Origin of the sequence: Methanosarcina soligelidi (assembly GCF_000744315.1) — an archaeon.
Lineage (GTDB): Archaea > Halobacteriota > Methanosarcinia > Methanosarcinales > Methanosarcinaceae > Methanosarcina > Methanosarcina mazei.
In genome coordinates, this window is the sequence record NZ_JQLR01000001.1 from 2,916,259 (window position 1) to 2,933,457 (window position 17,199).

The following is a 17,199-nucleotide window of genomic DNA, read 5'->3' on the forward strand; positions in this document are numbered from 1 at the left end:
GTTTTATCATCCCTAAATCTTTTTTGGATTTGATTTCCTGATTTTATGGCATCCTTTTTTGTATTTTACTTTTAATAGCCAAGGCTCTCACCGGTTGTCTCAGTCACCCGGCCTTCTCAAAATCAAAATGAAAAGCGAAAAACCTTTTTTGTTTTTTCTTGCCTGCTACAACTAAAGAAAATAAAGAGAGGGAATAATTTAAGATAGAAAAGACTACCCGTAAATTTGAAAAGACTATGAAAAAGAGCAAGAGTTAAAAAGATTAGCAGGTATTCCTTAATAGAAAATCTTCAAAGAAAATGACTCAGATAACCGAAATTTTCATTAAAACACTAATTGTGAACAGATCTCAGGCTAAAAAATGAGTGAAAATAACGTTAACCGAACCGCAGTTAAGAAACAGGACATGAAGCTGCAAGCCGGATTTACAGAGGAATAAAAATGATTACAGGTGAACTGAAAAACAAAATCGACCGTATATGGGACACTTTCTGGTCCGGCGGGATAGCAAACCCCCTCGAAGTTATTGAACAAATTACTTACCTGCTGTTTTTACGGAGGCTGGACGACCTCCACACGCTGGAAGAAAACAAGTCAGCCCGCCTCAAACGCACTATAGAGCGCCGCATTTTCCCCGAGGGCAAGGATGAAAGGAACCTCCCCTACGAAGATATGCGCTGGTCCCGTTTCAAAAACTTCACGCCTGCGGAGATGTTTACGGTAGTCAGCGAACACGTTTTTCCTTTCCTGCGAACACTGGGAGGGGACGATTCCACCTATGCAAAACACATGGAAGGTGCCCGCTTCACGATTCCAACGCCTGCTCTCCTTTCAAGGGTCGTGGACCTTCTCGACGACGTACCGATGGAAGACCGAGACACAAAAGGCGACCTCTACGAATATATGCTCGGCAAGATCGCAACTGCCGGCCAGAACGGCCAGTTCAGGACTCCGCGCCACATTATCCAGCTTATGGTGGAACTGACTGCACCGCAGCCGACAGACATCATATGTGATCCCGCATGCGGAACTGCCGGTTTTCTGGTATGCGCCGGCGAACACCTGCGCAAGCACCACCCGAATACCCTGCACGACGAGAAGCTGAAAAAGCATTTCCACGAAAGGATGTTCCACGGGTTTGATTTCGACAACACGATGCTCCGCATAGGCAGCATGAATATGCTCCTGCACGGCGTGGAAAACCCGGACATCAGATACCGTGACTCTCTGGCGCAGGACTACGCGAGCGACGAAGAAGCCTATACGCTTGTGCTTGCAAATCCTCCTTTTGCCGGATCGCTCGACTATGAGAGCACTTCAAAGGAACTCCTGAAGGTTGTCAAGACCAAAAAGACAGAACTGCTTTTCGTTGCCCTTTTTATGCGCCTCCTCAAGCCGGGTGGACGGGCTGCTGTTATCGTTCCTGACGGCGTGCTTTTCGGCTCAAGCAAAGCCCATAAGGAGCTCCGCCGGATGCTTGTTGAGGAGCAGAAGCTTGATGCGGTTGTTTCGCTTCCGGGCGGCGTTTTCAAGCCGTATGCAGGGGTTTCAACTGCTATCCTCTTTTTTACGAAAACAAATTCAGGAGGCACGGACCACGTCTGGTTCTACGATATGCAGGCGGACGGCTGGAGCCTTGACGATAAGCGGAGCCCGCTTTTGAGCGAGGATAAACTGGGTCCTGTTCCGTCAGCAGAGCTTTCTGAGGACGAGCACGCGAAAAATAACCTGCCTGATGTCCTTGCCCGCTGGCAGGAGCGCAATTACGGCGAACTCAAACGTGCCAGGACAGAACAGAGCTTCTGCGTGCCAAAAGCCGACATCGCAGCCCAGGGTTACGACCTTTCCCTGAACCGCTACAAGGAAGTTGTGCATGAGGAAGTGGAATACAGAGCCCCGAAAGAGATACTTGAAAGCCTCGCAAAGCTGGAAGCTGAAATTCAGCAGGGGATGACAGAGTTAGGGGAGATGCTGGAATGAATGGAGTCCAGACAATTTCGCTCGGCGAGATTATGGCGAAGAAATCTGGTTCAGTAGACCCTTCAAAGTTCCCGGGTGAAGTCTTCGACCTTTATAGTATTCCTGCTTTTGATAGTAGACAACCGGAAGTGGTGGCCGGTAAATTAATCGGTTCAACCAAACAAATTGTTGAGCCCGGTGATGTCCTTCTTTCTAAAATAGTTCCACACATTCGCCGCTCATGGGTTGTCGGTGAAAAACAAGGCCGGAGAATAATCGCGTCCGGTGAGTGGATTGTCTTTCGAAGTGAAAAAATATATCCAAATTATCTTCGGCATGTTTTAGTTAGTGATCCTTTCCATTCAAAATTCATGAGCACAGTTTCGGGTGTAGGGGGCTCTTTACTAAGAGCACGCCCAGCGTTTGTAGAGAAGATCAAAATCCCACTTCCCCCTCTGGAGGAACAAAAAAGGATTGCAGATATTCTGGACCGTGCGGAGGCTCTTCGAGCTAAACGTCGAGCCTCTCTTGCTCAGCTTGATGAACTTACTCAAGCTATTTTCATAGATATGTTCGGTGATCCTGTAGCTAATCCTAAAGGATGGCTACACGCCAAGCTTGGAGACGTAATATTCAGTGCCTCGGATGGTCCTCACGTCAGCCCAGAATATACAGAAAATGGAGTACCGTTCCTTTCAACGCGACATGTGCGAGCGGGAGAAATTACTTGGGAGGATTTGAAATTTATTAGTAAAGAGGACGCCGAAATTCAGTGGAGAAAGTGCAAACCTGAAAGAGGTGACATCCTCTACACGAAGGGTGGAACCACAGGACTTGCAGCGACTGTAAAAACTGATCGACTATTCGCCATCTGGGTCCACGTATCACTCTTGAAGCCTGACCCAGAGAAGGTCGATTCTCTATGGTTAGAATCAATGCTCAATAATGAGTTCTGCTACCAACAGTCACAGGTACTGACACATGGAATTGCGAATCGGGATCTGGGCTTGACCAGGATGGTTAAAATCAAAATCTTCCTCCCACCTCTTCACCTCCAAAAAGAATTTTCCCACCGTATTGATACCTTGGAAAGGATGAAAATTGTGCACAAAGCCTCGCTGGCAGAATTGAATGAGCTTTTTGCCTCTCTCCAGTACCGGGCTTTCAGGGGCGAACTGTAAATGAAAGCCACTGAAGCCAAACTTCTTGATTTTCTCAGAAAATCCCCTCAATTTGTAATTCCCATATACCAACGCACTTACTCATGGACTGAAAAAGAGTGTCAGCAGTTATGGGATGATATTCTTCGTACAGGCAGTAATGACGATATCTCAGCTCACTTTGTTGGCTCTATTGTTTACATAGAAAAAGGAATCTATCATGTAACCAATCAGTCTCCTCTGCTCGTAATTGACGGTCAGCAGCGTCTAACCACAGTAACCCTGCTGATAGCTGCCCTTGCCAGAGCTCTGGAAAAATTGGATGAAGAAAGACGTGAACCTCTGGAAGGGTTTTCACCTCGAAAACTGCGCAATTATTATTTACTCAACCCTGAAGAAGAGGGAGAAAAATATTACAAACTTATCCTTTCACAGACTGATAAGGATTCGCTTACCTCTATCGTCTCCAACAGAGAACAGCCAAAAGAGTACTCTCTGCGGATAACAGAAAATTTCAAACTTTTCGAGTCATGGATTGCCGGATGTAAAGAAAATCTAACTTCTCTGTGTAAAGGGCTGGCAAAGCTTATAGTGGTTGATATCGCACTCAATCGCGATCAGGACAACCCGCAGCTTATTTTTGAAAGCATGAACTCAACCGGCAAAGAACTTGGCCAGGCCGATCTAATCCGCAACTACATCCTTATGGGGCTGGAACCGCAATTACAGACAAGGCTTTATGAACAGTTCTGGCGGCCAATGGAAGTGGACTTCGGACAGGAAGCTTACAGTGAGCAGTTTGATGGCTTCATGCGTCATTACCTGACCGTTAAAACTGGAGAGATCCCCAGAATAGGTGAAGTTTATGAAGCTTTTAAGGTTCATGCTAATTCCACAAAAACGGCACAGGCAGGAGTAGAAGCGCTTGTAGCAGACATCCGGACCTTTTCCCGCTACTTCTGCGCTATGGCACTCGGAAAAGAGACAGATCCGGATTTGAAACTTGCTTTCCACGACTTACGCGAGCTTAGAGTAGATGTAGCTTATCCATTCTTGCTCGAACTTTATCACGACTATGCAACCGGAATGCTGTCAAGAGAAGATTTTGTTGCAGCAGTTCGGCTGATCGAATCCTATGTGTTCCGGCGTGCTATCTGTTCTATCCCTACAAACTCGATGAACAAGACCTTTGCAACCTTTTCCAGAGCTCTAAAAAAGGATCGTTATCTCAAAAGCATCCAGGTATACTTTTTTCAATTGCCATCATATCGCCGCTTTCCAAACGATGAAGAGTTCAGGCGTGAATTGAAAATCCGGGACCTCTACAACTTCCGAAGCCGCAGCTATTGGATAAGACGTTTGGAAAACTACGAACGTAAAGAACGTGTGCAGGTAGATGAGTATACTATCGAGCATATAATGCCACAGAATGAGAATCTCTCCACAGACTGGAAAACAGAACTTGGCATAGAGTGGAAACGAATTCATGAAACGTGGCTTCATACTCTTGGCAACCTCACACTCACTGGCTACAACTCAGAATATAGTGACAGGTCTTTCGCAGAGAAACGTGACATGCCTGGCGGTTTTAAGGAAAGCCCGCTCAAACTCAATAAAGGACTTGGTCAGCTCGACCAGTGGAATGAAGAGACAATTAAAGAAAGGGCAAGCAGGCTGGCAGAAACAGCTCTTAATGTATGGGCAATGCCAAAACTGACTACCGATACCCTTGAGGCGTACAGGCCAAAGGCTACAGCATCTGGTTACACAATTGAAGATCATCCATACCTGTTAACGGGAACAGTGCATGAGCTTTTCGAAGCCTTCCGCAAGGAAGTATTAGCTCTTGATCCCTGTGTAACCGAGGAGTTTCTCAAGCTTTATGTCGCCTATAAAGCTGAGACTAACTTTGTGGATGTGATACCACAAGCCAAACGGCTGATCCTGTCGCTCAATCTACCTTTTTCTGCCATAAACGACCCAAAAGGGCTCTGCAAGGACGTTTCCGATGTCGGTTGTTGGGGAAATGGAGACGTAAAAGTCGGCCTCGGATCACTGAATGACCTGCCCTATGTAATAGGTCTGGTGCGGCAATCTTTCGAACACCAGATGGATAACGGAGGATATTAATGACTAATTTTGCCTTTCTCGAAGCCGAATGGCCTTCTCTGTATGAGGCAGCCGAAAAAGCCTCAAATGCAGTCTATCCTGACCCTCGCACTGCCTGTTTTTACGCTCGCAGGGCTCTGGAGCTGGCTGTGCAGTGGATGTACAAGCACGATTATTCCCTGCTTCTGCCGTATCAGGAAAATTTGAGTGCTCTTATCCATGAGCCAACATTCAAGAAGGTTGCGGGAGAGGCAATCTTCAACAAAGCGCGGGTCATTATCCGACTTGGAAACCAGGCTGTTCACAGCAATAGCACAGTCCTGCTGCATGATTCTTTAACAGCCATAAACGAACTTTTTCACATCAGCTACTGGCTTGCCCGCACCTATGCAAGAAAAGAAAAGCCTGAGCCAGGGCTGAGCTTCAACCCTGACGAACTGCCGAAAACAACCGTACCCAGGCAGACAATGGAGCAGCTCCGGAACCTTGAAGCCAGCCTCCGTGAAAAAGACGAAAAACTCTCTGAGCTTCTCTCCGACAAATCCGCACTGGACGAAGAACTCAAACGCCTGCGTGCCGAAGTCGCAAAAGCAAAAGAAGCTTCAGCCCTGCTGACGGACACCCACGATTATTCCGAAGCTGAGACCCGGAAAAGCCTGATTGACCTCCTGCTTAAAGAAGCCGGCTGGCCCCTCGATAAAGCTCAGGACAGGGAATTTGAAGTTTCGGGTATGCCAAACGAAAAAGGGATCGGATTTGTAGACTACGTGCTCTGGGGTGACGACGGCAAACCCCTTGCCCTTGTCGAAGCAAAACGCACCACAAGAGACCCTCGGGTCGGCCAGCAGCAGGCAAAACTCTATGCCGACTGCCTCGAAAACCAGTTCGGGCAAAGGCCTGTGATCTTCTACTCAAACGGGTACGAGACCTGGGTCTGGGATGACTCCATGTATCCTCCAAGGCAGGTCCAGGGCTTCTACAAAAAATCCGAACTGGAACTCCTCATCCAGAGGCGCAAAAGCCGAAGGCCTCTCTCTGAATCTGAGATAAATTCCGCAATCGTCGAACGCTACTACCAGACCAGAGCCATCCGGCGCATAGGGGAAGCTTTTGAAAAGGACAATGACAGGAAAGCCCTCATAGTAATGGCAACAGGCGCAGGCAAGACCCGAACCGTAATCGCGCTCTGCGACCTCCTCATGCGCTGCAACTGGGTAAAACGCGTGCTTTTCCTTGCAGACAGGGTAGCTCTTGTCAACCAGGCTGTAAACGCTTTCAAAAAGCACCTTCCAGACTCCGCCCCTGTGAACCTTGTCACGGAAAAGGACACCGATGGGCGGGTTTTTGTTTCCACCTATCCCACAATGATGAAACAGATAGAAGAAATAAACAGCGGGCAGCGCCGCTTTGGAGTAGGGCACTTCGACATTGTAATTATCGATGAAGCCCACCGCTCCGTTTTCAAAAAATATAAAGCTATTTTCGATTACTTTGATTCTCTGCTTGTTGGCCTTACTGCAACCCCAAAAAACGAAATCGAACGCAACACCTACAGCCTCTTTGACCTCGAGCCCGGTGTCCCCACAGACGCCTACCAGCTCGAAGAAGCCGTAAAAGACGGATTCCTTGTCCCTCCGCAAGCTGTTTCAGTGCCCCTTAAGTTCCAGCGCCAGGGGATCAATTACGACGATCTCTCTGATGAAGATAAGGAACAGTGGGAATCTCTTGACTGGGGGGATGAAGACGGAGAAATCCCCAATAGGGTAGAAGCCGAAGCCGTCAACAAATGGCTGTTTAACAGGGACACCGTGGACAAAGTACTTTCCCACATGATGGAACGTGGCCTGAAAGTCGCTGGCGGCGACCGCCTTGGAAAGACCATCCTCTTTGCCAAAAACCAGGCTCATGCCGAGTACATTGCCGAGCGGTTCAATGCAAATTATCCGCATTTCAAGGGTGAATTCGCCCGTGTAATCACTTTCAAGACCGAATATGCCCAGAGCCTGATAGACAATTTCTCGGTCAAAGAAAAAGCCCCGCATATTGCAATCTCAGTGGACATGCTCGATACCGGGATCGATGTGCCTGAGGTTGTTAACCTGGTATTCTTCAAACTGGTGCGTTCCCGGACAAAGTTCTGGCAGATGGTGGGGCGAGGCACAAGGCTCTGTCCTGACCTTTTCGAACCCGGAAAGGACAAACAGTTCTTTTACCTTTTCGATTACTGCCAGAACCTTGAGTTCTTCAGCCAGAACCCTGAAACCACTGACGGTTCACTGGGAGATTCGCTTGGAACGCGCCTGTTCAAATCACGGCTAGAACTGCTCTCCGAGCTGGACAAAAAACTTAAAGCTAACAGCGATTGTGGCGCCGGTGCAGAAACCCCCGAAATATACGGCGAGCCAGAAACAGAAGTAGAAGTTCGCTTTTTGATTGCCGAAGCGCTTCACAGTGAAATTGCCTCGATGAACCCGGACAACTTTGTCGTGCGCCCAAAAAGGCGTCTTGTCGAGAAATACTCAAAGCCCGAAGCCTGGTTGAAGCTCTCCGGTGAAGACCTCTCCGAACTTTCCCACGAAGTCGCAGGCCTGCCTTCGGAACTGCAGCCTGAAGTAGAAGAGGCAAAGCGTTTTGACCTCCTTGTCCTGAACCTGCAGCTCGCTCTGCTTCGTTCAGAACCTGGTTTTGAGCGCCTGCGTGACAGGGTAAGGGATATTGCAGGTCTTCTGGAAGAAAAATCTGCCATCCCTATGGTACGCGACCAGATGCCTCTGATTCTGGACGTGCAGACCGATGAATGGTGGGAGAATGTTACAACTCCAATGCTGGAAAAACTTAGACGGCGTCTCCGTGACCTGGTAAAACTTATAGAAAAACACAGCAGAAAGCCGATTTACACAGATTTCAAAGACGAAATGGGCGGCGAAATCAATGTGGAATTGCCTGGCTTTGCTGCATCCGGAAATTTTGAGAAGTTTCGTGCCAAGACCCGGGCTTTCCTCCTGGAACATCAGGACAATGCTGTCATACATAAGCTCAGGATGAACGAGCCCTTGACTGCATCTGATCTTGATAATCTGGAAAGGATACTCTCTGAAAGCGGGTTAGGAGGACCGGAAGAAATTGCCCGTGCTAAAGAGATTTCAAACGGACTCGGCCTCTTCGTGCGCTCACTGATAGGACTTGACAGGGAAGCTGCAAAAAAGTCACTGGCAACATTCCTGCTGGGCAAGACACTGACGGCAAACCAGATAGAGTTCATAAACCTGATCATTAACCACCTTACCGAACACGGGGCAATGGATGCGTCGTTACTTTACGAATCGCCATTTACTGACCTTACACCACAGGGTCCAGATGGGCTTTTTACCTCGGTGCAGGTGGATGAGCTGATAACAGCACTGGAACAGATAACAGCAACAGCGCTTGCTTCTTCGGGTTTGCAACAAATTATTGCTTAAGGTTTTTGAACTGCTTCAGGGGTTATGAGCAAATAGTCTACACAGTGCGTATATGATTAAGACTGATATACTCGGTTTGCTGATTTGCGAGGAAAAGACTCCAAAATTATGAAAATCTTTCCTAGCTAAGAGAAAATTTGTGCAAGAAGCTCTTGCACAAACTTATAATTTTTCCACTAAAATACGAAACCTTATATTCTATTCGCATATTATTGGAATTAATGCATTTTTCAAAGACCGAACTCCAGATTATCGCAGAACTCGCAAAAGGTAACACCTCAATAAGCGCCGTAGCCGAAGCTCTCAAAAAAAGTGAAAAGCACATTTACCGAATCGTACAAAAGCTTGAAGAAAAAGACCTTGCCTCCATCTCAGCAGGGAAAATCATCCCGAAAAAAAGCACGTTGATGGTCAGGCTTACCCGAGTTCTCGATTCTTACCCGAACTTAATCCCTCTTCTGGCAGATTCCGGAATCTCAATTCTCATCTCTCTTCTTGAAGCAAAAACTGTAGATGAAATCACTGAAGAAGCGGATGTGAAAAAGAGCACTGTATATGCTTTCTTGAAAAAAGCCCTGAAAATAAGCCTGGTAAAAAAGGATGGGGATCTTTATGCACTCAATGAAAAGCTCTGGGGAGATGTGGCTGACCTTCTAAGGGAAATAAGGGATGTCGAAAGGCTTCTTGATCCGCGAGTGCCCTATAACTCGATAATATACTACAGGGATAGGGGTGAGGTCATCTATTCCAATAAGTATGATAGTGATTCCGGGGAAAAAACAGGGTTCTCGGTTTTTGAAAAAGAGGGGATTAAGATCCTTTTGCCAACAACCTATTACTACTATTCGGAAAAAGAGCCGGAAAAAGAGCTTACAAAAGAAGATATCTTCCGGCATGCGCTTTATGTTGCGGAAAAAGAGCCTTCAGTCAGGCATTTCATATTCCTTGCACTGTTCTATTGTAAGTTTGAGGGAGAATTAAAGGATATTAAGCACGACATCGTTGAAAACCTGAAACTTGTCCTGCAGGGGGAAAGGGTCAAGGGATATCCTTCTTTTGAAGAAATAAAGGAGAAAGCGGAGATTTATGGAATTGAGATAAAGGAAAGGAAGTAACATGATAGAAAGTGTAGAGGAAATTCAGAAGCTTTTTAAGGAAATTGATAACTTCTTGCCCAGAACTCCTGAAACTGAAAAACTTGCAATTTTTGTTATCGGCGGGACCGTACTTCTGGAACAGGGTCTTAAACCTGCAACAAAAGACATAGACCTCGTAGTTCGAAATGGTCATGAGTTTAAGCTATTTGAAAATACTCTCAATATTCTTGGTTTTAAAAATACAAAACCAACTTCTGAATACATCCATTTAAACATTAGTCAGGTCCTTGAGCGAGAAGATTTCAGAATAGATCTTTTTCAGACAAGTGTCTGCGGAAAGTTTTCGGTCACAGATTCGATGATAGAACGAGGCAGAGAATATTTAGTTCTGGACAAACTTGCTGTTTATCTTTGCTCCAATGAAGATGTTTTCCTGTTCAAGACAATGACCGAAAGGAGCGGGGACATTGAAGACTGTATTTCTCTTGCAAAAAGAGGAGTTGAATGGGAAATAATCCTTGACGAACTTAAAAACCAAATAAAATTAAGTGGACAGAATGTATGGATAACGTGGGTTGGAGAAAGACTTGACATACTTGCAGACGAAGGACTCTATATTCCAATACTTGAGGAAGTGGAAAGACTGAGCGAAGAATATTATGAAATGAATTAAGAAAATACGGGAGTTGAACAGAAAGTTAAACAAAAATTTAATTTTTGATTTAGCATTATGTGGAAATGTTCACATACTTTATATACGAATGTGGCGAAAACTCCACATTAACCGAGAAAAATCAGACACATAATAGCAAATAATTTCCAGTAAAATAAGAAATTATTTAAATTATTCGTATTTTAATAGAAAATACTGGTAAAACTGTTTTTGTTAATTTTGTTACAGCAGATTGAATTATTTTTGCATTTTGGGAAAGCCGTTCGCTTCACAGCGCTTTCGACCGGTGAGAGCCCTGGTAACTGAAAGCCAAATGAACCCCGGTTTCAAGGCACTTATGCACGAAAATATTGGGGACCTGAAGTTTGAGTTTTTGAATCGGTATCATGTAAATAAAGGTAGGCTGCCGTGAATAATAATATTTATAATCTCATCAAATGTATTCACAGAACTGATGGTAGACAAATTGGCTACAGATAAATCCAGTGTGCCTATTGAACACATTTTCCAGATTCACAGATCACCCTGCAAAACCGTCCTTGCAATAACCGGCGGCGGGGCAGAAATTATTGGGGAGCTCCTCCGCCACGGCAGCGGCTCTGCAACTGTACTTGATGCTGTCGTTCCTTACAGTACAGATTCCATGGACCGTTTTCTCGGCAGGAAGCCTGAAAAATACTGCTCTGAAAAAACTGCGAGATTAATGGCAATGGTCGCTTACCAGCGAGCCCTTGAACTGTCTAAAGCAAATGAGTTTGCAGGCCAGGAAATAATAGGGATTGGAGCGACCTGCAAACTAAAAGCAGAAAACGAACGGGAAGGCAGGAAGCACGAAATCCATGTTGCCATCCAGGCAGACTGTAAGACAGGAGTAAGTTCTCTTGAATTGACAGCAGACAGGACAAGGGAAGAGGAAGAAAAGATTGCTGCGCTCCTGATTTTCAATGTACTTGCCCGTCACTGCGGAGTTTATGAGATAGATTTATCGGACGTGATTGAAACAGGGGAAGGAAAAAATGAAGAGGTTATTGAAAAATATGAGTTTGTCTCCAGGCCTGTTGGAGATCTCCTGAAACAGCGGAAGATTAGTCAGGATAATAATTATGAAACCCTGAGCATGGCCAGAATCAATTTAAAAGAACCAGAAGCCTTCGAAGAACCCGGAGAGCCTGAAGAGCCCGAAAAGATCAGGCTTGTGTTCCCCGGATCTTTTGACCCCTGCCATAGAAATCACGTCCTTATGGCAAGACTGGCTTCGGAAAAGCTTGGGGAGCCCGTCCACTTCGAAATTTCGTTGACAAATGTGGACAAGCCTCCCATAGATTTTATTTCACTGAACCAGAGGCTTGATTCTTTAAGGATACACAAAAAAGAAAACTTCATGGGCGGCATTTGTCTGACGAATGCGCCGCTTTTCCTTCAGAAAGCGGACCTTTTCCCGGACAGCACCTTTATCATCGGAGCAGATACTTTTAACAGGCTGTTTGACGCGAAATATTATGGAGGCACAGTCAACATACCTGCCATTTTAAAGCATTTTAAGGAGAAGAATATACGCTTTATGGTATTTCACAGAAAATCAACTGAATTTTGCATCAATCCTGATGTCCCTGAATTTTGCGAGATTGTATCCCTGGATAAATACGAAGATGATGGAACATCTTCTACGGAAATCAGAAGAAAACGTGAAAATGTGTAACGGAAAAACTGTATGAAAATCGAGTTTATTCCAGAACCAGAATAGGGTTTATTCCAGCATCCATTTCCAGACAGAGTTAATTATTATTCTTTTATTTTCTCCGTCCTTCCCTTCTATTTCCATAACCTCTTCGTCATCCATGGTAAGGATGAGCCCCTCGTTAAGCCCGAATTCTTCCATGGCTTCCATAAGCCCGAGAACCTCCCTTTCCCTTACTGCAGTACCCCCGAAGCAGAGGCAGACCTGAACTGCAGCCGTAACTTTTTGGCTTTCTTTTTCGGCTATAAGGAAATCACATTCTCTTGTGTTATGGAAATAATAGACCTGCTTTCCCTTTCTGAGAAGCTCAAGGAAGACAAGGTTTTCAAACCTCAGCCCCAGGCTGTCAGGATATCTGGGGAATACTGACTTGAAAAAGCCTGTGTCCCCGGCATATACTTTGCACGGGATATTGCTTTCTCTCTCATTTTCATTTTCACCTTCTTTCCCGTAATCCGGTTTTTCGGATTTATGCCTGAACATGGGGACCCGGTACAGTAAAAAAGCCTCTTCAAGGTAGTCCAGATAATTTCGGACAGTGGCTTCATCCTTGATTCCGCCTGCCCGTTTCAGAGTGTCAATTGAATATTCCGATGCCATATTCGAGATCAAAAATACTGCAAGCTTTTTCAGCCCTTCAGGGTCCTGAATAGTATGCCTTTCAATAATTTCTTTTTGCAAAGTTTCTTCAAAATACTTCCTGGAAAGCCTGAAATCTCCGCTTTTGATGATCTCCGGAAAGCCGCCGTTTTCAAAATATTGAAGGAACAGGCACAGCATTTCGTCACACCTTGATGGAGTAAGGAAATTGGGTCTTGGTACCCTGAGCCCTTTAAGGGTGAGATATTCTTTAAAGGAAAAAGGCAGCAGCCTGATGATTTTAATCCCATCTGCAAAGCGCGAAGAAATTTCCTTAGATATAATACCGGCGGAAGAAGATGTTACAAATACGCGTGCTCCATCATTTTGAAGGCTGTAAACCCGGTCTCCCCACCCGGGAAGGTAATGGATCTCATCAAGGAAATAAGAAACAGGCACTTCAGGTCTTTCCTTATCATCTATATCTTTTCCTGCAAGTCCTTCCTCATCTTCAGGTCCTTTTATGCAATACTCAGCTGCTATTTCCTTGATTTCCTGGAGGGTTTCGGGTTTCAGGTCTCTAAATCTGCTGTCCTCGAAATTGATGTAAACCTTCAAACCCTGCAAAGAGCCTGCAACCTGCCTCAAAAAAGATGTCTTGCCTGTATGAAGAGGGCCGCAGATAAAATTGACCTCACTCCCATCCAGACAGGGAGAAAACGGAATGATGCGGGGGATTATGTCCGGGCAGTTTTGGAAAAAGGTTTGATTGTCAAGAACCAGGGGAAGGAGTTCAATTCTCTGCATGTGATCATAATAATTTATGAAGTGAAACTATATAGTTATTCTGGCAGATTTGACCTTTTAAATGGACGGACATAAACCGGGCATTTTTATCGCTAGCATTATTTTTTAGATTTTTATCGTTATATTGTTTCTTTAGATTTTTATCGTTATGTTGTTTTTTAGATTTTTATCGTTATGTTGTTTTTTAGAAATTTTAGCAGGATAGTCATAAAGCATTTCAGTCTTTTTTAGGCTCATATACCGTTTTCTTTTTCCCGCATCTTTTGCATAAGAAATATTTTTCTCTTACATTTGAAGAGTAAATATTCAGCCCTCCACTTCTTTCCCACTTATGAACTCCCAGGAAACACAATATGTTTTTCCGTTGAGTTTTTCCTGAAAATTTATTATTTGTCATATCTTTTATATCTGTTTTATCTGCTATTTGTTATATCTGTTATATCCGTTACATCTGTAATTTGTACTATCTGTTATATCTGTAATTTGTACTATCTATGCCGCCTGTTCAGCTTATAACAGGTATTTAATACAAATTCAAACTTCACCTTTTTGATTTTTCACATCTACATAAAATTCGGTAAATCCGCAATCCAGACAAACATACACTTTAAATTCGCGCATTGGGCCGGTAAAATAGCATTCACTGTCAGACTCATAACCTATACGTTCTCCAATTATGTGGCCTGGATCGAGATTTTCGCTTCCGCATTTCGGACATTTTCCCTTTTTCATTTTGCATTACTCCACGCATACCGAAGGATAAAACCTGAAAAACAGCTTTTCAGTATAATTAAAAAAATCCATAGAGATTATTCAAATTATTATATATATCCTGAAATGAAAACATATAAAGAAATAAAGATAGATAGTCACCAAATCGGGGAATAAGAAGTTATTGAAAGTGTCGAAGTTATTGAAAGTATCGAATTTATTGAAAACGCCTTTAATACCCTGATTTGATGACTGAAGATTATATTTTCTTTAATATTCAGTAATCTGCCGGCTAAGCTACTGGCTCAGCCTGTATTACTATCTGCAGCCACAGAAGTTCTGGAAACATTTAAAGAATTTTATCTTAAAGAAACACCATTTTAAGTTAAAGAAACTGTAGCATCCACACATATTATTTCCCTCCACTATTTACTAAACGGTTCTTGATCTTTACATATTAAGAAAGTGGGTTCTTAAGGTTATGCAAGTTTTTTCCTGCTAGATTATCCATTAAACCTAACCCTTTATCGACCCCCCCGTCTGGTGTTTTACTCACGGCAACTCTTTTTGAGAAATTTTAGATCGATTTTCATTCAGAAAGGAGCAGATTTAATCGTGGTCGCCAGAGAGTATAAAATAAATAGATATTGATAAATTATATAAATTCACAAGAATAATATTTTCTTATTATTGGTAGACTTGGAAAATCCGCGCAGAAATGCAGCCCGAAATCAAGCTTTCTTTTCCTTTTAATTTAAAAATTATAACCCCAGGAAATACCCGGAAATATCAGGATATTGTTATTCAGCATATTTCCCAGGCGGAAATAAAGGTTCAGGCACATCCAGATCCCCTTTCAGAACTAAATCTCATTAATGCTCTCAAATAAGGCTATCTTGCCCGAAGAAGAGAATACAACACTTTTAAGATACATACAATTTAACTTCAGCTTTTCCTGCAGTAATGAAAAAAATTGAAGAAATTTTTAAAGTAGATTTCTAAGTAAAAAATCCTGTAAAATGACTTAGGAATAAAGAAGATATAATTTCATGATTTTTGTTCTTGATATTGTCTTTAGCAATGACCATGAAGCCATTCCCAAAGTGAATATTTGAAGTTGTATTTTTACCATTCCTTAATCATTTCTGAAAAATAAAAGTTTAGCATACCAATTTGATTAAGCTGGTTTAAACATTTTTTAGTTTAAAATATGTGGAATACAGCCAATTTTTAAAGAATTATACAGGAAGCCTGTAAAAAGAGTCTAAAGCCTGAAAAAGAGTGTATTATGACCAGATGTTATCAGTAAAAATAAGCATAAGCCATAAATTCAAAATATAACAACCCCGGGGACGTGTTCATTATATTTTGAAAGGATGGCTATGAGAAGATTTGTTCAGCTCAGGCAGTTCATTCTGCTTTATTTAACTTCAGAAGAACCAGCCAAAGATGCTGAGGGTTGTCTTTGAATAGATCACTGTTACCTTGCTGTAATAGAGACTGAAAAATCCCATTATATTTTCCTCCTGATTTTATTTGTATATGTCTTTAGTTTATTATCCTGTTTTTTCTGTACATTAGTGGAAAGAATGGAGTTTTTGAGTTAAAATTAGTCATTTAATAGTATAATCACTCCTTACAGTCAAACTCTTTTATCAACCCCCACAATCATATTCTACTCAGTACAATTATTATACATGTTAGTCCGGTTTCACTTCCTGTTTACAGGGAATACAGACTAAACTTTAATTGCCTGAGAGTATAAATAAATATATACTCGCTGGATATATAAAATCAACAGAATTAACGATACTTATCATTAAATAGTCCTTGAGATTTTGGAGAAATAATGCTGTAAATAAATGACTAACTTCTAAATTTAAATTGCCGGTGATAATTTTAACTGTAAATTCCTGAAATAAGTTTTTTATTTGCCTTTTATGCAAAAAAGAGAAAAATAAGGTTTTTAGTGGAAACTGAGGGATTATAAACCCTTTTAACTCAGACAAAAAACTTTAGAGATTTTAAAATCAGCTGAAACGGCAGATAACCCTTTCTAATTATAAACTATTTCAATTGGTTTTTTTTCTTGAAAAGTCCTTCTTCGTTAAGAAGATTTATAATTAGCTATAATATAAATAAGCATGAATTCTTATTTTATATAACTGCCGTCTCCTGAAGAAAAGCCTTTAAATTCAAACTCCCAGCATTCCGATCAATTCTTTAGCCCATTTTAACTTCTTTTTCTTAATCGGATTTACACACGGGTCTTCAAAATCAAACCCTGCAAGCCTGACACTTTTAGCCCTGAAGTTCTGGGCTACAAAAACGCATCGGTCCCCGTCACTGAACCCGCCGAAATTATATACTTTATCGAAGGGCTCTGCCTGGGTGGTCGCAATAAAGCGTTTGAACCTGGGAACGTATTTTTCCAGCTTATCCAGGTTGTCTCCGTGGGCGTGGATAAGGACAATAGAGCCCTGCTCACAGGCAACGATCTCTTTTTCTAGATCAGATTCGGAATTGCCGTCCAGGTCAGTACATATGACCTCAGGCACCCGTCCCATGTCCATAAAAGCAGCAGAAGCTCCGTCGGCTGCAATAATAACAAAAGCGGAAAGATCAATTTTTGAAAGTTCAGCCCTCAGCCCGGGAGCATTTCCACAGGCCAGGACTGGCTTTTCCGAAATCACAGCTTCGAGTTCAGAAAGGCTGACAGTATTTTTCACAGTCAGCATGCTGGAAAGGAACCTGGCTGCCTTTTCATCACCTTCGCGGTCGAACCCGAAGTCCTTAAGAATTCTTTCATATATCGGCTCCCAGGCAGCAAAGTCCATATGTATAACTCCTTTCCTGTTTTTCGTTTCTGAGTTTAGATTTCTTTCTTGAGTTATGTTCCTAAATA

At 43.1% G+C, this 17,199-nt stretch carries 10 protein-coding genes; 7 read left to right on the plus strand and 3 right to left on the minus strand.

Annotated elements, in window-relative coordinates; genetic code table 11:
- Positions 1–441: 441 nt before the first annotated feature.
- The 7 genes from M886_RS12620 to M886_RS12650 all read left to right on the plus strand — a co-directional run bounded on the left by M886_RS12620 (position 442) and on the right by M886_RS12650 (position 12,158).
- Positions 442–1,980, plus strand: coding sequence for a class I SAM-dependent DNA methyltransferase (locus M886_RS12620; RefSeq protein WP_048044682.1), 1,539 nt, complete (start codon positions 442–444; stop codon positions 1,978–1,980).
- Positions 1,977–3,140, plus strand: coding sequence for a restriction endonuclease subunit S (locus M886_RS12625; RefSeq protein ID WP_048040349.1), 1,164 nt, complete (start codon positions 1,977–1,979; stop codon positions 3,138–3,140). The genes M886_RS12620 and M886_RS12625 overlap by 4 nt, the downstream gene beginning before the upstream one ends.
- Positions 3,141–5,249 (plus strand): GmrSD restriction endonuclease domain-containing protein, encoded by a 2,109-nt coding sequence (locus M886_RS12630; protein WP_048036458.1) that lies wholly within the window; start codon positions 3,141–3,143, stop codon positions 5,247–5,249.
- On the plus strand, positions 5,249–8,689 hold the full coding sequence (locus M886_RS12635; protein ID WP_048051279.1) for a DEAD/DEAH box helicase family protein: 3,441 nt from the start codon (positions 5,249–5,251) through the stop codon (positions 8,687–8,689). Before M886_RS12630 ends, M886_RS12635 begins: the two co-directional genes overlap by 1 nt.
- A 221-nt stretch (positions 8,690–8,910) precedes the next feature.
- Complete coding sequence (locus tag M886_RS12640; protein WP_048051280.1) at positions 8,911–9,804, plus strand: hypothetical protein; 894 nt, start codon at positions 8,911–8,913, stop codon at positions 9,802–9,804.
- Between the two features lies 1 nt (position 9,805).
- Positions 9,806–10,459 carry a DUF6036 family nucleotidyltransferase gene (locus tag M886_RS12645; RefSeq protein ID WP_011034875.1) on the plus strand — a complete coding sequence of 218 codons (654 nt, stop codon included), beginning with the start codon at positions 9,806–9,808 and terminating at the stop codon, positions 10,457–10,459.
- A 454-nt stretch (positions 10,460–10,913) separates the two neighbouring features.
- Entirely contained in the window at positions 10,914–12,158 is a 1,245-nt protein-coding gene (locus M886_RS12650) for a hypothetical protein (RefSeq protein WP_048051281.1), read from the plus strand.
- Positions 12,159–12,206: 48 nt separating this feature from the next.
- Here M886_RS12650 and M886_RS12655 read toward each other — a convergent pair whose 3' ends face one another.
- The 3 genes from M886_RS12655 to M886_RS12670 all read right to left on the minus strand — a co-directional run bounded on the left by M886_RS12655 (position 12,207) and on the right by M886_RS12670 (position 17,131).
- Positions 12,207–13,583 carry an ATP-binding protein gene (locus M886_RS12655; RefSeq protein ID WP_011034873.1) on the minus strand — a complete coding sequence of 459 codons (1,377 nt, stop codon included), beginning with the start codon at positions 13,581–13,583 and terminating at the stop codon, positions 12,207–12,209.
- Between the two features lie 534 nt (positions 13,584–14,117).
- On the minus strand, positions 14,118–14,315 hold the full coding sequence (locus M886_RS17905; RefSeq protein WP_011034871.1) for a hypothetical protein: 198 nt from the start codon (positions 14,313–14,315) through the stop codon (positions 14,118–14,120).
- Between the two features lie 2,174 nt (positions 14,316–16,489).
- Positions 16,490–17,131: a 6-hydroxymethylpterin diphosphokinase MptE-like protein gene (locus M886_RS12670; RefSeq protein ID WP_011034869.1), complete on the minus strand. Its 642-nt coding sequence runs from the start codon at positions 17,129–17,131 to the stop codon at positions 16,490–16,492.
- Between the last annotated feature and the right edge of the window lie 68 nt (positions 17,132–17,199).